At 64.8% G+C, this 21,273-nt stretch carries 19 protein-coding genes and 1 other RNA gene; 12 read left to right on the top strand and 8 right to left on the bottom strand.

Translation table 11 applies throughout. The features are described 5' to 3' along the window. Positions 1–151 precede the first annotated feature (151 nt). Entirely contained in the window at positions 152–817 is a 666-nt protein-coding gene (gene mtgA, locus HWN72_RS11390) for a monofunctional biosynthetic peptidoglycan transglycosylase (RefSeq protein ID WP_069708096.1), read from the bottom strand. Between the two features lie 183 nt (positions 818–1,000). Here mtgA and HWN72_RS11385 point away from each other — a divergent pair, with 183 nt between their 5' ends. After that, positions 1,001–2,233, top strand: coding sequence for an MFS transporter (locus tag HWN72_RS11385; RefSeq protein ID WP_211150326.1), 1,233 nt, complete (start codon positions 1,001–1,003; stop codon positions 2,231–2,233). A 67-nt stretch (positions 2,234–2,300) separates the two neighbouring features. Here the strand turns inward: HWN72_RS11385 and rpoH are convergent, their stop codons facing one another. Together rpoH and HWN72_RS11375 are read right to left on the bottom strand one after the other, a co-directional pair. After that, positions 2,301–3,206 (bottom strand): RNA polymerase sigma factor RpoH, encoded by a 906-nt coding sequence (rpoH, locus tag HWN72_RS11380; protein ID WP_036523631.1) that lies wholly within the window; start codon positions 3,204–3,206, stop codon positions 2,301–2,303. A 90-nt stretch (positions 3,207–3,296) separates the two neighbouring features. Beyond that, positions 3,297–4,238, bottom strand: coding sequence for an RluA family pseudouridine synthase (locus HWN72_RS11375; RefSeq protein WP_036523633.1), 942 nt, complete (start codon positions 4,236–4,238; stop codon positions 3,297–3,299). An 18-nt stretch (positions 4,239–4,256) separates the two neighbouring features. Between HWN72_RS11375 and HWN72_RS11370 the strand changes: the two genes are divergently transcribed. The 4 genes from HWN72_RS11370 to rnpB all read left to right on the top strand — a co-directional run bounded on the left by HWN72_RS11370 (position 4,257) and on the right by rnpB (position 6,525). Next, positions 4,257–4,649 carry a Mov34/MPN/PAD-1 family protein gene (locus HWN72_RS11370; protein WP_036523635.1) on the top strand — a complete coding sequence of 131 codons (393 nt, stop codon included), beginning with the start codon at positions 4,257–4,259 and terminating at the stop codon, positions 4,647–4,649. Positions 4,650–4,687: 38 nt separating this feature from the next. After that, complete coding sequence (locus HWN72_RS11365; protein WP_211150325.1) at positions 4,688–5,329, top strand: histidine phosphotransferase family protein; 642 nt, start codon at positions 4,688–4,690, stop codon at positions 5,327–5,329. A 21-nt stretch (positions 5,330–5,350) separates the two neighbouring features. Further along, positions 5,351–6,055, top strand: a complete 705-nt coding sequence (locus HWN72_RS11360) for an N-acetylmuramoyl-L-alanine amidase (protein WP_008828331.1) — start codon at positions 5,351–5,353, stop codon at positions 6,053–6,055. Positions 6,056–6,064: 9 nt separating this feature from the next. After that, positions 6,065–6,525, top strand: an RNA gene (gene rnpB / locus HWN72_RS11355) — RNase P RNA component class A. A 25-nt stretch (positions 6,526–6,550) separates the two neighbouring features. On the opposite strand, the gene HWN72_RS11350 is transcribed toward rnpB, so the two are convergent. Beyond that, on the bottom strand, positions 6,551–7,339 hold the full coding sequence (locus HWN72_RS11350) for a metallophosphoesterase (protein WP_211150324.1): 789 nt from the start codon (positions 7,337–7,339) through the stop codon (positions 6,551–6,553). A 245-nt stretch (positions 7,340–7,584) separates the two neighbouring features. On the opposite strand from HWN72_RS11350, the gene HWN72_RS11345 reads away from it, so the two are divergent. Next, a complete protein-coding gene (locus tag HWN72_RS11345; RefSeq protein WP_008828329.1) occupies positions 7,585–8,349 on the top strand; it encodes a TorF family putative porin in 765 nt (254 codons plus the stop codon). Positions 8,350–8,402: 53 nt separating this feature from the next. Here the strand turns inward: HWN72_RS11345 and HWN72_RS11340 are convergent, their stop codons facing one another. Then, positions 8,403–9,158 carry an SIMPL domain-containing protein gene (locus tag HWN72_RS11340; protein WP_008828328.1) on the bottom strand — a complete coding sequence of 252 codons (756 nt, stop codon included), beginning with the start codon at positions 9,156–9,158 and terminating at the stop codon, positions 8,403–8,405. 95 nt (positions 9,159–9,253) lie between these two features. Between HWN72_RS11340 and HWN72_RS11335 the strand changes: the two genes are divergently transcribed. The 6 genes from HWN72_RS11335 (at position 9,254) to HWN72_RS11310 (ending at position 15,789) form a co-directional block, all read left to right on the top strand. Continuing rightward, positions 9,254–9,685: a VOC family protein gene (locus HWN72_RS11335; RefSeq protein WP_008828327.1), complete on the top strand. Its 432-nt coding sequence runs from the start codon at positions 9,254–9,256 to the stop codon at positions 9,683–9,685. A gap of 101 nt (positions 9,686–9,786) precedes the next feature. After that, positions 9,787–11,244 (top strand): glycosyl transferase family protein, encoded by a 1,458-nt coding sequence (locus HWN72_RS11330; RefSeq protein ID WP_008828326.1) that lies wholly within the window; start codon positions 9,787–9,789, stop codon positions 11,242–11,244. A gap of 227 nt (positions 11,245–11,471) precedes the next feature. Beyond that, positions 11,472–12,326, top strand: a complete 855-nt coding sequence (locus HWN72_RS11325) for a hypothetical protein (RefSeq protein WP_248005942.1) — start codon at positions 11,472–11,474, stop codon at positions 12,324–12,326. A gap of 46 nt (positions 12,327–12,372) precedes the next feature. Continuing rightward, a complete protein-coding gene (locus HWN72_RS11320; protein ID WP_211150323.1) occupies positions 12,373–13,287 on the top strand; it encodes a sulfite exporter TauE/SafE family protein in 915 nt (304 codons plus the stop codon). Continuing rightward, positions 13,284–14,036: a TIGR02186 family protein gene (locus tag HWN72_RS11315; RefSeq protein ID WP_008828323.1), complete on the top strand. Its 753-nt coding sequence runs from the start codon at positions 13,284–13,286 to the stop codon at positions 14,034–14,036. The genes HWN72_RS11320 and HWN72_RS11315 overlap by 4 nt, the downstream gene beginning before the upstream one ends. A 91-nt stretch (positions 14,037–14,127) precedes the next feature. Beyond that, the gene (locus HWN72_RS11310) at positions 14,128–15,789 is read left to right on the top strand and encodes an ATP-binding protein (protein ID WP_211150322.1); all 1,662 of its coding nucleotides are present in this window, start codon (positions 14,128–14,130) and stop codon (positions 15,787–15,789) included. A gap of 101 nt (positions 15,790–15,890) precedes the next feature. Here HWN72_RS11310 and HWN72_RS11305 read toward each other — a convergent pair whose 3' ends face one another. From HWN72_RS11305 to HWN72_RS11295, 3 genes are all read right to left on the bottom strand, one after another. After that, positions 15,891–17,330 carry an MATE family efflux transporter gene (locus HWN72_RS11305; RefSeq protein ID WP_211150321.1) on the bottom strand — a complete coding sequence of 480 codons (1,440 nt, stop codon included), beginning with the start codon at positions 17,328–17,330 and terminating at the stop codon, positions 15,891–15,893. Next, entirely contained in the window at positions 17,327–18,073 is a 747-nt protein-coding gene (locus tag HWN72_RS11300) for a 7-carboxy-7-deazaguanine synthase QueE (protein ID WP_069708089.1), read from the bottom strand. Before HWN72_RS11300 ends, HWN72_RS11305 begins: the two co-directional genes overlap by 4 nt. Positions 18,074–18,460: 387 nt before the next feature. Further along, positions 18,461–21,151 carry a valine--tRNA ligase gene (locus tag HWN72_RS11295; RefSeq protein ID WP_211150320.1) on the bottom strand — a complete coding sequence of 897 codons (2,691 nt, stop codon included), beginning with the start codon at positions 21,149–21,151 and terminating at the stop codon, positions 18,461–18,463. Positions 21,152–21,273: the final 122 nt, after the last annotated feature.

Genomic DNA, 21,273 nt, shown 5'->3' with positions numbered 1-21,273 from the left:
TTCACCCTTGCAAGGTGACACCTTTCCGGCACGAAGTGACACTTTCCGGGGTAAGGTGACGCCTTTCCCCCCTGGACAGTGTAAACCGTGTAAACCTGTCACCCTGCAGGGAACCGCCCGGCAGGTGAGCGTCGATGCGGTAGGGATGGCCCTATTCGTAGACGCAGGCGTCGTAGCCGCCGCGCTTCACGGTGCCGATGCGCGCGGCGATCGTATTGCCGTAGCGCCGCGTGAAACCGGCGGGGCTCTTGACCGAGCGGGTCTTGGGGCTGGGCAGGGCAGCGGCCATGCGCCCTGCCTCGGCGGGAGAGAGACTGGCGGCAGACTTGCCGAAGTAGCGCTGCGCCCCGGCCTCGACGCCGTAGGTGCCGATGCCGGTCTCGGCGACGTTGAGGTAAACCTCCATGATCCGGCGCTTGTCCCACAGGTTCTCGATCAGGAAGGTGAACCAGACCTCGAAGCCCTTGCGCAAGTAGCGGGTCCAGCCTTCGCCCTGCCACAGGAACACGTTCTTCGCGGTCTGCTGGCTGATCGTCGAGCCGCCCCGGATACGACCTCCCCGAGCATTGCGCTCCATGGCCTTTTCGATGGCCTGCGTGTCGAAGCCGTTATGCGTGCAGAACTTACCATCCTCGGCGGCGACCACAGCGGCGACCATGTTGCGGTCGATCCGGCTGAGCGGCACCCAGTCCTTGGTGATGCCGTTGCCGTCTACCAGCATCGTCACCGTCACCGGCGGCGGCACAAAGCGGTAGAGCACCGTCAGGCCCACGCTGATCGCAATGAACCACACGATGATCTTGGCAAGGAGACGCATGGACGCAGGAAGCCTCTGAAACGGTCGGGAAGCTTCTCTCTAGTCGAAATGCCCGGCATTGCGCCAGCACCGGCGCGCGCTACGCCCGGCCGATACATGTATTCGTAATGTCGACGTTTCATTTGCAGTATGGACAATACTCCCAGATACATCCTCGCATAAGAGGAACGGGAGAACAGACGCATGGCGGCATCCTTCGGCGTGGGGTGGAGGCAGGTCGCGGTCGGCTTCATGCTGTTGGCGGCGACGGGCATGGTAGCCGCGACGTACTCGATCGTCGCGGTGCCGCTGGCGCGCGAGTTCCGGCCGAGTCGCACTGTGCTAATGCTGGCGATGACGGTGATGTCGGGCACCAGCGCGGTACTGGCGCCGCTGCTGGGGACGCTGATGGACCGCTTTCCGTTGCGCCGCCTGATGGTGACGGGCGGGCTGTGCCTGGGGGCGGGCTACATGGCGATTTCCCTCGCGACCTCCTTCACGCAAGTACTGATGATCTTCGCCGTGCTGATCGCGCCCGCCAACGTACTCATGGGGCCGGTGGCGATCACCGTGCTGCTCTCGCGCTGGTTCGCGCAGAAACGGGGGAGGGCGGTCGGTATCGCCATTGCCGGGATTTCGGCAGGCGGCTTCGTGTTTCCGCTCATCATCTCCGGTCTGATGGCGGCGTTCGAGTGGCGACTTGCCTTGCGGGCCTTGGCCGTCGTGCTGCTGCTCTGGACGATCCCGATGGCAATGCTGGTGGTGGACCGGCCATCCGACAAGCGCCTCAATCCCGACGGCGCGGACGAACCGCCGCTGCAGGCGCGGGAAGAACTGGCGAGGAACCCGATCTCCGCGCGGGAAATCCTGACCGACCCGGCTTTCTGGATGATCGCCCTGACCGTCTCGATCGTGACAGCGGGCCTGAAAGGCATGATCACGAACTTGGCGCCGCTCGCCATCGATACCGGGGCGACGGCGGCGCAAGCGGCACCGCTGATCTCGATATATTCCGCGTGCGGGTTCATCGCGAAGCTGAACTTCGCGGCGCTTTCCGACAAGGTCGGGCCGAAAGTGCTGATGTTCTGCGGCCTTGGCGGATTCGCGGCAGGGATGGTCTGCCTGACGCAGGCGGAAGCGGGCTATGGCGTGATCGCGCTGGGGGTGGCGATTACGGGGCTGTTCGGCGGACTGATGGTTCCGGCCGAAAGCTACCTCGCCCCGCGCATCTTCGGTCAGCGCGGCGTCGGGCGAGCGATGGGGATGCTTTCCGGTGCGATCCTGCTGGCGATGCTGGCGACGCCGCCGCTCTACGGACTGATGTACGACGTGACGGGAAGCTACACCGGCATGTTCTGGATATTCGCAGCTGCTGCAGTGGCGGCGCTGTTCTGGGTTCCGATGCTGCGGCTGCATCCGCGCGAGCAGGCGGCGTGAGGGCAAAGAAAAACCGGGCCATCCTTCGCGGACGGCCCGGCCTCTCGTTATACTTGGTGGCTCTGGATCAGGCCGGGAGCAGGCGCTTTTCGCCGGCGATGCGGTTCATCGCCTTCTGCAGCTTCTCGAACGCGCGCACCTCGATCTGGCGCACGCGCTCGCGGCTGACCGAGTAGACCTGGCTCAGTTCCTCCAGAGTCTTGGGATCGTCGGTCAGGCGGCGCTCCGTCAGGATGTCGCGCTCGCGCTCGTTGAGCGAACCCATGGCCTCGATAAGCATGTCGTGGCGCACCGAGGCTTCCTCGGCATCCGCGACGGTTTCGTCCTGCAGCGGGCGGTCATCCTGCAGGATGTCCATCCACTGGCCTTCGCCTTCCTCACGCAGCGAGACGTTGAGCGAGGCATCGCCGCCCATCATCATGCGGCGGTTCATGTTGACCACCTCGGTCTGCGAGACGCCCAGCGTCGTCGCGATCTTGGCGACGTCGTCGGGGTGCAGGTCGGTGTCCTCGTAGGCGTCGAGGTTCTTCTTCATGCGGCGCAGGTTGAAGAACAGCTTCTTCTGCGCGGCGGTGGTGCCCATCTTCACGAGGCTCCACGAACGCAGGATGTATTCCTGGATCGAGGCCTTGATCCACCACATCGCATAAGTCGCGAGGCGGAAGCCGCGCTCGGGCTCGAACTTCTTGACGCCCTGCATCAGGCCGATGTTCCCTTCGGAAATCAGCTCGGACACGGGGAGGCCGTAGCCGCGATAGCCCATGGCGATCTTGGAAACGAGTCGCAGGTGGCTGGTGACGAGCTGCGCTGCAGCTTCCGGATCCTGATGTTCCGAATAGCGCTTCGCCAGCATGTATTCCTGCTCAGGAGCCAGGATCGGGAACTTGCGGATCTCCGACAGGTAGCGGTTGAGGCTTTGCTCACCGCCCAAAGCCGGGACACTCGGCAGGTTTCGATTATTGCTCACGATCATCCGTCCTTTCTAGGTCGGTACACGGTCTAGGACCCTTTATAGGCGTCTTAGCTTGTGACCACCTCTATACGTTAGCATGGATTTGCGATTTCAGTGTCGCAGTTCGTCGATCAGTGTCCGCATATCGTCGGGCAAAGGACTGGCGAAATGGACCCTTTCTTGTAAAACGGGGTGAACGAACCCGAGTTCCGCAGCGTGGAGCGCCTGGCGGGAAAAACCGAGTCGGGAGAGAATCGGTCGAAGCGGAGAAGGAGTTCGCCCATAAACAGGGTCTCCCAATAGCGCATGACCGATTGACGCCATGTGAACACGGACCTGATGGGTTCGTCCCGTCTCCAGCCTGCATTCGACAAGAGTGGCGCCGCGCAGCGCTTCCAGGGTGCGGAAATGGGTGACCGCGTGCTTGCCGCGCCCGTCCTCCACCAGCGCCATCTTCTTGCGATCATGCGACGATCGGGCGATCGCGCCGCGCACGGTTCCGGCTACCGGCACCGGCCTGCCGCCGACGACGGCGTGATAGGCGCGTTCGATCGAGTGATCGGCGAACTGGACGGCCAGCCCTTCGTGCGCCTTGTCGGTCTTGGCGACGACGAGCAGCCCTGAAGTGTCCTTGTCGATGCGGTGGACGATACCGGGGCGCGCCACGCCGCCGATGCCGGACAACTGGCCCCGGCAGTGGTGGAGCAGGGCGTTCACCAGCGTTCCGTCGAGATTGCCCGCGGCCGGGTGGACGACGAGTCCGGCGGGCTTGTCCACGATGATCAGGTGCTCGTCCTCGTAGACGACGGCGAGGGGGATGTCCTGCGCCACCGCTTCGGCGGGCGCGGCCTCGGGCACGTCGATGGCAAACGGTGTTCCGGCATCCACTTTCAGAGATGCCTGCGCTACGGGCTTTCCGGCGAGCGAGACGCGGCCTTCACCCATCAGCGCCTTGATGCGTTCGCGCGACAGGCCGCTGACTTCGGCCAGGGCCTTGTCGATCCGGCCGCCACTGGCGACTTCGCCTTCGATGATGTTTGTAAGCGCCCCCATTGCGCGTAGGATTTGGGGATGATCGTCGAACTGACAAGTGGTGTTCTTGCAACATTGCATGAAGATGCGCGCAGGGCTGCTCCCGAAGAATGCTGCGGACTGTTGCTTGGGCGCGGTCAACGGATAGACGAAGCGCGGGCTGCGGCGAATCTGGCGGAAAACCGCCATGTTCACTTCGAGATCGACCCCGTTGTGTTGCTGGCGGCGCACAAGGAGGTGCGGGCGGGTGGGCCGGAAGTGATCGGCTACTATCACTCTCATCCTACGGGGATTTGCGTGCCTTCGGCGACCGATCGGCAACATTCCACCGGGGATTCGCGCATCTGGGCGATCATCGCGGAGAGCGAGGTTGCTTTCTGGCGCGATAACGCCAATGGATTCGAGGCCCTGCCGTTCCGCATCGTCGAATAGGGGGCCGCGTCAGAAGTACGAAAGAGCAGTCCAAGCCCATGACCACGAGTTCGATCGAACTTGCCAGCCTCCTGTGTTCGCGCCTTTGCCATGATATGCTCAGCCCGGTCGGTGCGCTGACCAATGGCCTTGAACTGCTGGCGGACGAGAAAGACCCGGAGATGCGCCAGCGCTGCTTCGAACTTCTCGACCAGAGCGCGAGGATTTCCACCGACAAACTCAAGTTCTTCCGCCTGGCCTTCGGTGCGGCGGGCGGCTTCGGTGAGATGGTGGCGGTGAGCGAGGCCAAGGTCCTCGTCGATGCGCTCGTGGCAAACAATCCGCGTGTCACGCTGGCCTGGGCGCTGCCGAGCGATTCGCTGCCAAAGGCGGCGATCAAGACGCTGCTCAACTTCGCGCTGATCGGCCTTGAAGCGCTGCCGCGCGGCGGCACGCTGGAGATCGCGGCGGAATATCGCGACAATCACAGCGAACTGGTCGTGCGCGCGGCCGGTCCGCGCATCGCTTTCGACCGTTCGGTCGGCGCAGCGCTCGAAGGCGCTTTGCCAGAGGGCGAACTGTCGAGTCGCACCGCGCCTGCCGCGATGCTGCGCCAGTTGGCGGTGGAGCTGAAGGGCCAGCTTCAGTTTGCGCTGGCGGATGATGCGCTGGTGCTTGGCGCGATGCTCCCAAGGGCCTGACGGGAAGGAGGCGCGACGAAGATGAACCGTTGGCTCGTCAATCGCACCGTCGCCTCCCCCAACTGGAACGAGCGCAAGCTGCCGATCACTATGGTCGTGCTGCACTATACCGGTATGAAGTCGGCCGAGGAGGCGCTGGAGCGGATGTGCGATCCGGCCGCCGAAGTCTCTGCCCACTATATGATCGACGAGGAGGGGATGATCACCTCACTCGTTCCTGAGGACAAGCGGGCCTGGCACGCGGGCCGTTCCTACTGGCGCGGTGAGACGGACGTGAATTCGGCCAGTATCGGCATCGAACTGGTCAATCCCGGACATGAATGGGGCTATCGTCCGTTTCCCGAACCGCAGATGGACGCGTTGCTGCCGCTGCTGGCGGATATCATGGACCGGCACGACATTCCCCGGGCCAACGTGGTCGCGCACTCCGATATCGCGCCTGCCCGCAAGCAGGACCCGGGCGAATACTTCGACTGGAACCGCCTTGGCGAACTCGGCCTTGCGCTGGAGATTCCCCAGGCGAAGATGAACCTTTTCTACGACAACCCCGGCGCCTTTTATCTGGCGCTGGAGCGGTTCGGCTACGACATCACCGACGGGCGCGCCGCCGTCACCGCGTTTCAGCGCCGCTGGCGGCCGATCTTCATGGATGGCGAGATCGATGGAGAAATCGGCGGCATCCTGTTCGAACTGCTGTTGGAACGCGATACCGGCCGTGCTAGGTGACCGCCCGCGCCGGGGAGCCGGGCAGCCGCGGGGTCGCCAAGGAAACTTGGATGACCGCGAGGAAAGTCCGGGCTCCACGAAACAAGGGTGGCAGGTAACGCCTGCCGGGCGAGGGCGGTTTTCAGACCGTCCGAAGCCTAGGGAAAGTGCCACAGAGAGCAAACCGCCGATGTTTTCCTCGGAAAGCAGGTAAGGGTGAAAGGGTGCGGTAAGAGCGCACCGCGCTGCCGGTAACGGTAAGCGGCTTGGTAAACCCCACCCGGAGCAAGACCGAATAGGGGCTGCGCGCCGGCGTCTCGTGAAAGCGGGGGAGATCGGCGGGTTCGTTTCGAACCCAGGCAGCCCGGGTTGGTCGCTTGAGCGAGGCAGCGATGTCTCGCCTAGAGGAATGGTTGCCGCCGCGGCGTAAGGTCCCTCTCTTTGGGAGACCACGCCAGGAACAGAACCCGGCTTACAGGCTCCCCGGCGCATTCAGGGCCTTGAAATTCCGGCTATTCAGGCAGCTTCGCTGCAGCCGGCGGCATTGTCGCTCGCGGTCAGGAACCAGCGGTCGGTTCCTTGCAGGCCGAGGGCAGTCAGCGTGCCGTGAAGGAATGCGCCGGTGTCGATGCCGATGCGATTGCCGCGCTCGTCCGGTTCCGGCGTGATCGTATGCCCATGCACCACGAAGCCCCCGAAATCGCCGCGATGGCTCAGGAAAGGCTCGCGAATCCAGCGGCAGTCGCGGCCGAGCTGATGTTCGAGCGGTGTATCGGGGCGGACACCCGCATGGACGAACACGTAGTCGCCTACGCGGTGCATCTTCTTGAAGCTGTCGAGGAAGTCGAAGTCGTCCTGCGGAATCGCCTCGTTCATCAGGCGCTGCATCTCTTCGGCATCGGCTGCGAGCAGTGTGTCCTTGTCGATACCGTAGGACAGGATCGTCTCCAGCCCGCCGAACTTGAGGAAACCGCGCATGGCCTCGGCATCCTTGCTGGCAACCAGCAGCATTTCCTCGTGATTGCCCTGGATGAACTCCACCTCACGCTCACGGCCCCACTGGCGCGCGCGGGCGACGACCCCGGCACTGTCGTCGCCCCGATCAATTAGGTCACCCAGGAGAACGACGGTCGTATGCGCACGTCCGCGCGCCGCATCATCCTGCTCGATCGTGTGGATGAGATGCTCGAAAAGATCGGCACGGCCATGGATATCGCCCACGGCGTAAACCCGTTCACCGGAAGGGATCGAAGGGGCTCGCCGTTGGTCGGCCCGGCCCATGAGCTTTCGTATCGTGTTCAGCATTTATTGCGCTGCAGTATAAACTGCCCCGCTCCCCCGCACAACCCGTAGGAACCACCAGAGGGTGTAGTGGCAAAAAATCCACACATCGTTTCTTGAATGTTGCTGTATTGAAATTTTTCTTGTGCGTCTTCTAGGTGCAGTGCAGCAATATTGTGCCGTCGCAAGGGAGATCCGGAACGAGACTTCATGCAGCGGACGCAGGTGGGACGAGGCATCAAAGACAATAAATTTGTGAGGGAAACACCATGCTCTTGTCCGTCCGCGGCGTTGTCGCCGCCTCTCTCCTTGCGGGCACTGCGCTTTCCGCAACTCCGGCATTTGCGCAGGACGCCGAGGCGCCCAAGGAAATCACCATCACCGGCAGCGCGGCCCTGACCAGCGACTACCGCTTCCGCGGCGTCTCGCAGTCGGCCGGCGACATTGCGATCCAGGGCGGCATCACCGTTTCGCACGCCAGCGGCTTCTACATCGCAACCTGGGGTTCTTCGATCGACCTGGGCTCCACTTACGGCAGCACTGAACTCGACATCTTCGGCGGCTGGACCGGCGAAGTGACGCCCGGCCTGACGCTCGATGCGGGTCTGCTCTACTACGCCTATCCGAACGGCCACGTCGGCACCGCGGAGTTCTTCGAGCCCTATGCCTCGGTCTCCGGTCAGGTCGGCCCGGCCAAGGTGAAGGTCGGCGCCAACTACGCCTGGAAGCAGACGGCACTGCCGAACTTCGCGGGCACGGCCAAGCATGACAATCTCTACGTCTACTCCAACGTCGATATCGGTATTCCGAACACGCCGCTGACGGTCTCGGGTCACCTCGGCTACACCGACGGCGCGCTGGCTCCGTGCTACTACTGCAACGCCGACAAGACCGGAATCGACTGGTCGATCGGCGCTTCGGCCACAGTCTACGGTCCTCTCTCGGTGAGCCTGTCCTATGTCGGCGTCAGCGGGCCGAGCATCGACAGCTACACTGACGACACCGTCGTCGCGACGCTGACCGCAGCGTTCTGATCGTCAACGCATAGCAGGAGGAAGCCCGTCCGGAACGATCCGGACGGGCTTCCTCATTTCAGGTAGAAGTCGATCGTCGTGACGACGCGCACCTTCTTGTAAGGCGTGTCGGACTGTCCCCAGCTACCGCCCGAATCGCCGTCCCGCGCCTCGATCGAAAAGTAGCCTTGAGCGGCATTCTTGATCGCGCCGACTTCGGCACCGCTGTCCTTGGCGAACTGTTCGGCGGCCGAGCGCGCATCCCGGGTCGCGGCGGCGACCATCTCCGGCTTGATGCCGTTGAGCCGGGTGAAGGTATACGCCATGCCCGAACCTTCCTCGAGCATCACGCCGCGCCGCACGAGGTCGAACTGGCGGCGCACGGCATTCTGCGCGCGCTTTATGTCAGTGGTGCGCAGGCTCACCCGCTGGCGCACGGTGAAACTGACGACGCCATTGTCCTTGGTCTGGTTGACGTTGACGCCGGTTGGCTGGAGCGCCTCGGCCGGGAATCCGAGTTCGCGGAAGAATGCGCGGATCTGGACGGTGTCGCGGTCCACGCTCGCTTGTGCGGTGGCAAGATCGGGTGCGGTCGCGGAATAGCTGATGGTCCAGGTGGCGAGATCGGCGGTGACGTCACGTTCGGCGAGGCCCTTGACGGTGACCGCACGGTCCGCGCGCTGCGCCCGCTTGATGCCGTCACCCAATGCGAAGCCGCCGATGACGATGCCCACCGCCAGGATCGTCGCGCTCGCCAGCCACCGGCCGGTTGTGCCTCCCAGGCGGGCAATGCCCTTGTGCTGACTTTCGGCGGAACTATCTTCGCTCATCGCTCTCTCCCTGATCGTCGCCGCGTCATGCAGGCTGGCGGCTGTATGTGCGATGAATTGTTCCACAGTGTCGATGAAATGAAGAAAGCTATCCCATGACCCGCTACCTTCACACCATGATCCGCGTGACCGATCCGGACGAGACGATCCGCTTCTTCGAACTCGTCGGGCTCAAGGAAACGCGCCGGTTCTCCAGCGAACAAGGCCGTTTCACGCTGATCTATCTTGCCGCGCCGGGGCAGGAAGAGGCAGAGGTCGAACTGACCTACAACTGGCCTGCAGAGGATGGATCGGCTGAGGCTTACCCCGGCGGTCGCAATTTCGGTCACCTCGCGTTTCAGGTGTCCGATATCTACGAGACCTGCCAGCGGTTGCAGGACGGCGGCGTGACCATCAACCGCCCGCCGCGCGATGGCCATATGGCCTTCGTGCGCACGCCGGACGGCATTTCCATCGAACTGCTGCAGGATGGTCATCTCGAACCTGCCGAGCCGTGGGCGAGCATGCCGAACGTCGGATCCTGGTGAGTATCGTCAAGCCGCCGTTAACTTTCTGAAACGGCGCACCTTCGCGTTTGCGAAGAGAGCGTCCCTGCCGATAATCTGCGCCCAGTGGTCGATCGTAGGGGATGATCGACCACTGGCCGTGGCCGGGGGACGAAGTGCGGGGATCGCAGGCGCTCATTGATATCGTCGCCCATGTGCAGGCGTTCGAGCAGGAATTGCTGCTGTTCGTGGCATTCTGGCTTGTCCTTGGCGCCTTGGACGAATTCATGATCGACGCGTTGTGGATCGGACTTCGGTTGACGGGACGCTCGCCGGATTCGCGCATCACGCAGGCAGAAGCCAACGCACCGCTCTCCGGACGCGCCGCCGTGTTGATCGCTGCCTGGCAGGAGGCAGAAGTAATTGGGCACACGGTTCGCCATGCGCTGGCCAATTGGCGGCAGGACGAGTTCACACTGTACCTCGGCTGCTATTGCAACGATCCGGATACGATCGCGGCGGTCGCCGCTGCGGCAGGCGGTGACCTGCGGGTTCGTATGGTGATAGGCGACTGCCCAGGGCCGACTACCAAGGCGGATTGCCTCAATCGAATTTACGCCGCGCTCTGCGCTGACGAGCTTCGCTATGGCTGGCGCTATCGATCCGTCGTGCTCCACGACGCGGAGGACATGGTGCATCCGGCGGAACTCGCCGTGATCGACCGGGCGCTGCGCCGGGCAGACTTCGCGCAGCTTCCCGTGCGCCCCGAACTGCAGCCAGCCTCGCCATGGATCGCGGCGCACTATGCCGATGAGTTCGCCGAGTCGCACGGCAAGGCCATGGTCGTTCGCGATGCGCTGGGAGCAGCGATGCCGGCGGCAGGCGTAGCGTGTGGCTTTTCGCGCGATATGATCGCGCGCATTGCGCTTCGTCGCGGTCGCGACGGCGGCCCGTTCGCGGCCGAGTGCCTTACCGAAGACTATGAACTCGGGCTGCTGGTGCAGCGGGAAGGCGGAACTTCGCGCTTCTTGAGGGTTCGTGACGAGACTGGCGGATTGGTCGCGACGCGGGCCTACTTCCCGTCAAAGCTCGCCGACGCTGTGCGTCAGAAATCGCGGTGGATTCACGGGATTTCGTTCCAGGGGTGGGACCGGCTTGGTTGGGGCAGCGGAGTTATCGACCAGTGGATGGCACTTAGGGACCGGCGTGGCCCGCTCACGGCCCTGATCCTCGCGTGCGGTTATGGGTTGCTGCTGATCGAGGCGGCATTGAAACTGGCCGAACGTGAAGGGCTCGTACAAGGCACGGAGCTTTCGCCTTTGCTGCAGGCGCTGTTGGCCATCTGCCTGGTGAGTTTCGTCTGGCGAAGCGGCTTGCGGTGCTTCTTCACCGCACGCGAATACGGGCTGGTCGAAGGGCTTGGCGCGATTCCGCGTATCGTCGTTGCCAACGCAATCGCCATTCTGGCGGGCCGCCGCGCGCTCTTCAGCTATGTGATGACCTTGAGGGGCAATCCCGTACGTTGGGAGAAGACCGAGCACGTCGGGCACCCGACGCTGCTTGAGTTGGCGCCGACCCGTTCAAGGCTGGCTGCGTCGTGAGCGGCGGAGCGATTTCACGCGGGCATCCACTTCTGGCCCTGCTGGCCTTGTTGGGGGGCTGGGTTGGAGGGCGCGCTGCGACATGGGAACCGCTGGTCTCAAAGGCCGCGCCAGCCGTCGTTGCGGGTAGTGAAGTCGGCTTAGGGCTCCAGTCCCTTCCGAGCTATGCCGGCGATGAGCCTAGAGCCTATGACGTTGCGCCCGATTTTGGCGTTGGCCGGCCTGCGGTGCGTTATGTCACGACCTATTCCGCGCCGGCCGCGCCTGCGGTGTCGTCCGGCATTTCCGCTTCGTCGATCGTGCCGCACTTGCGGGAGGACTTTGGCGCCTTGCAGCCCTTGCCGCGTTTCTACGCACCCGACGTGCCCGGGACGGTCGCCGCACCTCAGCCGACCGGGCTGCCGATCGTGCCTTGGCGGCCGCGCCGCTGGTCGATGGACGCATGGGCGCTGATGCGACGGGACAGTTCCGGTGCTCCAGCTTCGCCTGGGGCGATTCCCGGGACTTACGGCGCTAGTCAGGCGGGCGGAGTGCTGCGCTACCGGCTGGCATTGGCCAGTAGGCATCGGCCGACGGTCTACTTGCGCAGCACCTCGACGACCGGGCAAATCCGAGAAACCACGGCGGCAGTTGGTTTGTCGGCCCGGCCGATCACTGCGTTGCCTGTCGTCGCGGCGCTGGAGGGGCGGATGACCGACCAGATGGGGCAGCGCCGGGTACAGGGCGCAGCGATGGCGATCACCGAATTGCCGCTATTCCCGCTGCTCGCCGGCTTCCGAGGAGAGGCCTACGCGCAGGCAGGATATGTCGCCGGGCGCTACGCGACAATGTTCGCTGACGGTCAGTTCCGCGCGGATCGGGGATTGCTGACTGTGCGGGCAGCGGACGTGCGGATCGGTGGAGGGCTTTGGGGCGGAGCGCAGAAGGGCGCGGCGCGGCTCGATGCGGGACCGACCGCCTCGGTTGCGATGCCGCTCGGGCGCGGCATCAATGGGCGGGTCGCGGTGGACTGGCGCTTCCGCCTTGCGGGTGACGCCGTGCCCGGCTCCGGCCCCGCCCTCACGCTATCCGCAGGATTCTGAAACGCGCCTTTTCCGCGACGCCATGCTGCGGTAGCGAGTGGGTGCAATGGACGTCTACCTCCCCATCGCCAACCTTTCGGTCAACGGCCTCATCATCGTCGCGCTGGGGGCGCTGACCGGCGTGCTTTCGGGCATGTTCGGCGTGGGCGGCGGGTTCCTGACGACGCCGTTGATGATCTTCTACGGTATCCCGCCTACTGTCGCCGCTGCCTCGGCCGCGAGCCAGGTCACGGGAGCCAGCGTCTCGGGCGTCTTCGCGCATACCCGGCGGGGCGGCGTGGACTACCAGATGGGCGCGGTCATGGTAGCGGGCGGCATCATGGGCACCGGGCTCGGCTCGCTGCTGTTCAACCTGCTCGAGCGGTTGGGCCAGATCGATACGGTCATCAACATCCTCTACGTCGTGCTGCTCGGCTCGATCGGCGGTTTGATGGCCAAGGAGAGTATCCAGTCGATCCGCGCCGAGCGGACCGGGATTCCCATCGCCGCCAGGAAGCGCCGCCATCACCCGATGGTCACCAGCCTGCCGATGCGCTGGCGATTCTACCGCTCGGGCCTCTACATCTCGCCGCTGGCGCCGCTGTTGCTCGGGATCGGCACCGGCATCCTGACGATGCTGATGGGCATCGGCGGCGGCTTCGTGCTGGTCCCGGCGATGCTTTATATCCTCGGCATGAGCGCCAATGTCGTCGTCGGCACCTCGCTGTTCCAAATCCTCTTCGTGACGATGGCGACGACGATGATGCACGCGCTGACGACTCACGCCGTCGATATCGTGCTGGCCTCGCTGCTGCTGCTGGGCTCGGTGTCGGGCGCTCAGGTCGGCGCGCAGTTCGCGCAGAAGGCCAGCCCGGTGAAACTGCGCCTTATCCTCGCCGTCATCGTGCTGCTGGTCGCCGGGCGCATGGCGCTGGGCCTCGGCTATCGGCCTGACGAGATCTATACGGTCGCGCCGCTGTGAGGGTGTGGCTCGCACTGCTGGCGCTCGTCGCGCTGACCGGTGCGCGCGACCCGATCCTCGTACCCGAAGTCTCGCAGCACGAAGTCGATCTGCAACAGGGCTTTACCGGCACCGAACTGCTGCTCTTCGGTGCGGTGCTGACGCCGGAAGGTTCACGCGCGGCGCAGGACTACGACATCGTCGTCGTGCTCAAGGGGCCGACCCAGTCAATCGTCCTGCGCGAAAAGCAGAAGGTCGCGGGCGTCTGGATCAACGCCGCCAGCACCGAACTGCGAAGCGCGCCGAGCTACTACGCCATCGCCTCGAGCCGGCCGATCGCCGACATCGTCGATGACAAGACGGCGGCGATCTATGAGCTTGGGCTCAAGTGGCTGCAGCTGTCGCCGATCGGCGCGATCGATCCGGACGAACAGGCGCGTTTCTCCTCGGGGCTGGTCGATCTCAACCGCCGGATCGGGCTCTACCGCGAGGAGGAGGGCGGCGTCACGGTCAAGGAGCAGGTGCTTTACCAGGCGCGGATCGAACTGCCCTCGCGCGTGCCGACGGGCATCTATACCGCAGAAACTTTCGCCATTTCCAAGGGTAGGGTAGTCGCGTCGGCGAGCAGCCAGGTCGAAGTGCGCAAGCTCGGCATCGAGCGCGCCATCGCCAATTTCGCGGAGGATTACGGCTTCGCCTATGGCCTGCTGGCGGTATTCGTTTCGGTGGCGATGGGCTGGCTGGCCGGGCGTCTTTTCGCGCTGATCTGATATACGATGCAGTCTTTAGGCGGAAATTAACCTCGTCGCTGGTAGCCACCGCAATCGGTTGCCATACAAATGCGATGGGTTGACGAAGCGGATGCATCTCGACGGTCTCGACAGATTTCAAGACCCCCGGACCGATGCGGAGCCGGCCGTCGCGCATGGGCTCGAGCCGATCGGCGTCGTCCTCGACGTGAGCGGCGCGGGCAGCCGCATCGCCTTCGATCTCGAGCGCCTGAATGAGATCACCGCTGCGGATGATCCCTCGGTGGCGATGTCCGGGCAGGTGAGCAGCCAGGTCAAGATTCGCGTCGGCACCGGCTGGCTGCTGGCCAGCGTGCGCAACCAGAAGCAGGACGGCCGCGTGGCGGGCGTCATGTCCGAAGTCGATTTTCTCGGCGAGGGTCTTGAGGAGCGCCAGACCGGCCGCATCCACGGCTTCCGGCGGGGCGTCACGCGCTTCCCGATCCCGGGCGCGCTGGTCTACCCGGCGACCAGCGACGACCTGCGGCAGATCTACGCCAGCGACGGCCGCTCGGCGATCCAGGTCGGCAATGTCTATCCCACCCGCGACATTCGCGCGGGGCTTTACGTCGATGCGCTGCTGGGCAAGCACTTCGCGCTGCTCGGTTCGACTGGCACCGGCAAATCGACCAGCGCCGCGCTGATCCTTCACCGCATCTGCGAGCATGCGCCCGAAGGCCACATCATCATGGTCGATCCGCACGGCGAGTATGCGGCGGCTTTTCGCGATACTGGCGTGATCCTCGACGTCTCGAACCTGCAGATGCCCTATTGGCTGATGAACTTCGAGGAGCACTGCGAAATCCTGCTGACCTCTCGCGGGGACGAGCGGCAGCTTGACGCGGAGATCCTCGGCAAGGCGCTGCTGGAGGCGCGGTCGAAGAATCGGCTGGCCGAGCAGATGGGCAAGATCACGGTGGATTCGCCGATTCCCTACCTGCTGTCGGACCTCGGCAATATCCTGAACAACGCGATGGGCAAGCTCGACAAGGGTCATACCAGCGCGCCGTACCTGCGCATCCGCAACAAGCTGGACGAGATGAAGTCCGACCCGCGCTACCAGTTCATGTTCTCCGGCATGCTGGTGGGCGACGTGATGGCGGACTTCATTTCCAAGCTGTTCCGCCTGCCGTCGCGCGGGCGGCCGATCTCGATCATCGACGTCTCCGGCGTGCCGACGGAGATCACCTCCACCGTCGTCGCGGTGCTCAGCCGCATGGTCTTCGACTTCGCCGTCTGGGCGCGCGAGGAGGAAACGCGGCCGATCCTGCTCGTCTGCGAAGAAGCGCATCGCTACGTTCCGAACGAGCGGAATGCCGACGGTTCCTCGGTGGGCCGCATCCTCTCGCGCATCGCCAAGGAGGGGCGCAAGTACGGCATTTCGCTGGGCCTCATCACGCAGCGGCCGTCTGATCTGGCCGAGGGCGTGCTGTCGCAGTGCGGCACCATCATCTCGATGCGCCTGAACAACGAGCGCGACCAAGCCTTCGTGCGCGCCGCCATGCCCGAGGGTGCACGCGGGTTCCTCGATTCGATCCCGGCGCTGCGCAACCGCGAGTGCATCGTCTGCGGCGAGGGCGTGGCGATCCCGATGCGCGTTTCGTTCGACGACCTCGAGGAGCGCAAGCGGCCGGCTTCGGCGGACCCATCGTTCACGCAGCTGTGGAACCGCAGCGGCGGCGAGGAAGAGATGGTCCTGCGCACCGTACAGCGCTGGCGCGCGCAGGGGCGTTGAGGTCGGCTTGAACCGCAGGGGCTTCGACAAGCTCAGCCTGAGGGGATTTGGGAAGTTTACGCTACTTCCGCTCACCCTGAGCTTGTCGAAGGGTCAGATTCTCAACCCTTGAAGGCCCTGCGCCACCGGCCTGTGCTGTAGTAGGCCAGCGTCAGGATCACCGTCAGCGATGACCCAACCGGATAGGCCCACCATACCGCCTCGCTGCCGATGAACGGGCGGGCCAGCGCATAGAAGCCGAGGCGCCCCGGATAGAGACCGAGGAACAGCAGTACCAGCGGCGCTACCACGGCGCCGTACGCGCGCATCGTGCCGGTCAGGATCATGGTGATCGACACGATCACGAACGAGGCGGTGCAGACCACCTGGATATGCTCGGCGATGGGCAGGGCGGGGCTCTGGCCGCCGAGGAACAGTGCCAGCAGCGGTCGGTCGAATCCGACGATCAGCGCGGCCACGGCGGTCGACATGACGAGGTTGGTGCCCATGCCGGTCAGCGTCACCTTGCTGACGCGGCCATGGTCCCCGGCGCCCAGCGACTGCGCGACCATCGCGCTGACGGCCGAGCCGATCGCGAAGGCGGGCATCTGCAGGTAGTTCCACAGTTGCAGCGAAGCGCCGTAGGCGGCCGCCGCGTCCAGCCCCTCGCGGTTGACGAGGCTCACCATGATGAGGCCTGCCGAGGACACGATCAGCATCTGCGCGCCCATCGGCAGACCCTTGGCCAGCACATAGCGAAGGTCCTCTCCGCGCGGGGTGAGATAGCCGCGTTCGGGGCCGCGCAGGCGCAGCGGCAGGTCCTTGCGGTAGATCACCCAGATCTGCAGCACCATGCCTGCGGTGTTGGCGATGGCGGTGGCGATGGCCGACCCTGCGACGCCCAAGGTCGGCAGCGGGCCGACACCGATGATCAGCAGCGGGTTGAACACGATGTCCAGCACCACCGCCAGGATCATGGCGTAGAGCGGCGTCTTGGAATCGCCGACGCCGCGCATGCCCATCGAGACGATCATGTTCACGCTCGCCAGCGGGATCGTCACGAAGATCACCTGCAGGTAAGCGAGCGCATCGGCGCGGCTGGCGGCCGGTGTGCCGAGCTTGTCGAGCAGTGCTCCCGCACCGAACCAGCCGATCACGCCGGTCGCGATCGAGATCAGGATGCAGAAGCCGACGCCGGTGCCGAACGTGCGCCGCGCCGCGACGATGTCACGCGCGCCGAAGTGCTGGCCCACGCGCACCGTCGTCGCCATGCCGAAGCCGAAGACGGCGGCGAAGACGAGGAACATCACGATGTTGGCGTTGGCCGTCGCCGCCAGCGCGCTCTCGCCCAGCAGGCGGCCCACCCAGATCGCGTTGACCGAACCGTTCAGCGTCTGCAGCACGTTGGACAGCAGCATCGGGATCGAGAAGAACAGCAGCGTCTTCAGGATCGGGCCTTTGGTGAGATCGCCGCGCATCGCCGGGCGCGCGGGCGCTTCGACCTGCGGAGTGTCGGCGGTCGAGCTGTCCTCGCACAGCGGGATGGGCGATGCTTCGTTCATGTGCCTCTCGTGTCGCCCCAAAGATGGATGTGCAAGCGGTCCGTGAACCGCAAGCCATGCTGCGAGCAGAAATCCGCCAGCCAGCCCGACCGTTCCCGGATGACATCGCTGGAGCGGCCTTCGGGCATCAGGAACAGGCGGGCGCCGGGGATGGCGTAAGTCTGTTGCAGGGCCATGACTTCGTCGAGGTCGTCGCGGGTGGCGACCACGAACTTGAAGAAGGCGCGCGGTTCGGCGGCCCAGGCGGCGAGGCGTTCGGGCAGCAGCGCGAGGGTATCGGGGTTGCCGCTGTGCGCCAGCTTGGGGCTGACGTTGTACTGGTCGATCCGGGCGTCGAGCGCGGGGTGCGGGGCGACGGTGGAGTTGGTCTCGACCTCGACATGCATGCCGGGACGGATTTCGTCGAGCGCCTTGACCATGCGGGCGAGCGCGGCGCCCTGCAGCAACGGCTCGCCGCCGGTGATGACGAGGCGGTCGGGCACGAGGTCAGCCACGGCCTGCGCGAGGTCGGCTTCCTCCATCGTCACCTGGTTCTCGCGCCGCTCGAAGGCGAGGTCGTCGCGGTGGAAGCGGTTGTCGCCGGTGAAGCGCCAGGTGTAGGCGGTGTCGCACCACTGGCACGCGAGGTTGCAGCGCGAGAGGCGCACGAAGGTGCTCGGTCGGCCCATCGAGGGGCCTTCGCCCTGCAGCGAGGCGAAGATTTCCGGCTGGCCGGGGGTGGTGGTGGCTAGGGTCAGGGTCATGGTTTCAGTGTCGTAAGGTGACGCAGGTTTACACGGTTTACACGGTCCAGAGGGAAAAGGTGTCACCTTGTGGCTGAAGGTGTCACCTTACAGGCGAAACCTGTCACCTTGCGGCGAAAATGTGTCACCTTGTGCGGGGCAGGTGTAACCTTGGGTGTCACTTTGTGCGGAGCGATCATCGACATGGGCGCATCGTGTCAGAGGCGCGCTATGTAGGAAAGCGACCCGGCCGCGATCCGAGCAGGCAGCCTTCCAGGCCCATCTCCAACCTTTCGTCATTGCGAGGCCCGCAGGGCCGAAGCAATCCAAGGCAGTGTGGCGCTGCCCTGGATTGCTTCGCTACGCTCGCAATGACGAGCAAGGGGGACGAGCGGTTTTTGGCTGGCCTCAGCCCAGCCGCGCCAGTGCCGCCGCCAGACGCTCCGCCTCGGCCGAGTGCGCGGCGTGATCGGCGCGGGCCTTCTCGACCGCCTCGGGCTTGGCCTTCTGCGCGAAGGCCGGGTTGTCGAGGCGCTTGCCCAGCGAATCCCGCTCCTTGATCGAGGCGGCATGCGCCTTTTCCAGACGGGCCTTCTCGGCGGCGATGTCGATCACGCCTTCGAGCGGGATCGCCAGCATCGCATCCCCGGCGCCGACCTGCATCGCCGCGCCCGCAGGGGCCGCCTCGAAGCGGATGCCGTCGAGACGGGCGAGGCGGTCCACCACCGCCGGGTTGCGCTCGATCACGGCGCGCGTCTCGGCCGAAGGGTCGGCGAGGTAGGCGGTCAGGCGCGCGCCGGGCGAGATGCCCAGTTCCGCCTTGGCGCCGCGCAAGTTGCCGACGAGAGCGATCAGCCACTCGACTTCGGCCTTGGCCTCGGCGTCCACCGCAGCCTCGGGCGCGGGCCATGCGGCGACGATCAGTTCGGCCTCGCGAGTGCCGGTCTTGCTCCACAGCTCTTCGGTGACGAAGGGCATGAAGGGGTGCAGCATCACCAGAATCTGGTCGAGCACCCAGCCGGCGACGGCCTTGGTCTCCTCATCGAACGAGCCCTTGATGAGTTCGATGTACCAGTCGCAGAACTGGTTCCAGACGAAGTGGTAGATCGCGTTTGCGGCCGCGTCGAAGCGCAAGTCAGCCATCGCCTTGTCGAGCGCGGCGACGGTCTCGACGACTTCGCCGATGATCCAGCGGTTGACCGCCGAAGTCGCCTTGGGCGCGGCGACCGAAGTGCTGCCGACGATGCCGTTGGACTGGCAGAAGCGCGCGGCGTTCCACAGCTTGGTGGCGAAGTTGCGGTAACCCTCGACGCGCTTTTCATCCATCTTCACGTCACGGCCCTGGCTTTCCATGGCGGTCATGAAGAAACGCAGCGCGTCGGCGCCGTATTGGTCGATGAGGCCCAGCGGATCGACGACGTTGCCCTTGGACTTGGACATCTTCTGCCCGTCGGCTGCGCGCACGAGGCCATGGAGGTAGAGCCGCTTCCACGGCACTTCCTTCATGAAGTGGATGCCCTGCATCGCCATGCGCGCATCCCAGAAGAACAGGATGTCGAAGCCGGAAACGAGCAGGTCGTTGGGGTAGTGCTTCTTGAGCAGCGCCGAATCCTGATCGGGCCAGCCCAGCGTCGCGAATGGCCACAGCGCCGAGGAGAACCACGTATCGAGCACGTCGTTGTCGCGGGTCAGCGCCTTGTTACCGGCGAGGGCCTGCGCCTCTTCCTCGGTCTCGGCCACGAAGATCTCGCCGTCTTCGGAGTACCAAGCCGGGATGCGGTGTCCCCACCACAGCTGGCGGCTGACGCACCACGGCTGGATGTTCTCCATCCAGTTGAAGAAGGTCTTCTCCCACGACTTCGGGACGATCTCGATCGAGCCGTTGCGCACCGCTTCCATCGGCGGGATGGCGAGGGTGGCGGCATCGACGTACCACTGGTCGGTCAGCCACGGCTCGATCACCACGCCGCCGCGGTCGCCGTAGGGCGTAGCGATGGTGCGCGGCTCGGCGTCGTGCTCGACTGCGTTGCCTTCCTTGTCCTTGGTGACGTGCGGGATCAGGAGGCCGAGTTCCTTCATCGCCTCGACCACGGCGGCGCGGGCGTCGAAGCGGTCCAGCCCGATGAAGTGGTGCGGGATCAGGCCGTCCGCTGTCTGGCAGACCTTCGCCTCGGCATCGAGCATGTTGAGCATGTCGCGCGCCTCGATCCCGGCGCGCTTGCCGACTTCGAAGTCGTTGAAGTCATGCCCCGGGGTGATCTTCACCGCGCCCGAGCCCAGTTCCGGATCGGCGTGCTCGTCCGCGACGATGGGAATCTCGCGGCCCGTGATCGGCAGGGTGACGGTGGCCCCGCGCTCCAGCAGCGGCTTGTAGCGCTCGTCGGCGGGGTTCACCGCGACGGCCATGTCGGCCAGCATCGTCTCGGGGCGCGTGGTGGCGACCTCGATATGGCCCGAGCCGTCCGAGAGCGGATAGTTGAAGTGCCAGAAGTGGCCCTGGATCTCGCGCGTCTCGACCTCGAGGTCGCTGATCGCGGTCTTGAGCTTGGGATCCCAGTTCACCAGCCGCTTGTCGCGGTAGATCAGGCCCTGCCTGTGCAGGTCGACGAAGACCTTGACCACGGCCTTGGTGAAGTGCGGGTCCATGGTGAACTGCTCGCGGCTCCAGTCCATCGAGCAGCCGAGGCGGCGCAGCTGGCCGGTGATGGTGCCGCCGCTCTCGGCCTTCCATTCCCAGACCTTCTCGATGAAGGCCTCGCGCGTGTAGTTGGTGCGCTTGTCCTGGCGCTGCTCCATCTGGCGCTCGACCACCATCTGGGTGGCGATGCCCGCATGGTCGGTGCCGACCACCCACAGTGCATCCTTGCCGCGCAGGCGCTCGTAACGGATCACCACGTCCTGCAGCGTGTTGTCGAGCGCGTGGCCGATGTGCAGCGAGCCCGTCACGTTCGGCGGCGGGTTGACGATGGTGAAGGGCGCGGCATCGGGGCGCTCGGGGCGGAACAGGTTGTTCTGCTCCCAGTGGGCGTACCACTTGGCCTCGATCCCGGCGGGGTCGAAAGTCTTGTCGAGAGCGGGTTCGGAAACGATTTCGGTCATGGCTGGGGGCCATGCCAAAGCGACGGTTTTGGCGCAAGGTCGCATTGCCACGCGATTGCCGCATTCGCGTGCGAACCCTTTGCAGAAATCGAACTGACACATCTCGTCGCCTCCATGGAACA

The sequence above is a fragment of the Novosphingobium sp. HR1a genome, assembly GCF_015594425.1.
Classification (GTDB): domain Bacteria; phylum Pseudomonadota; class Alphaproteobacteria; order Sphingomonadales; family Sphingomonadaceae; genus Novosphingobium; species Novosphingobium resinovorum_A.
The sequence above is the reverse complement of the archived record's forward strand: the minus strand, read 5'-3'. Positions and strand labels throughout refer to the sequence as shown.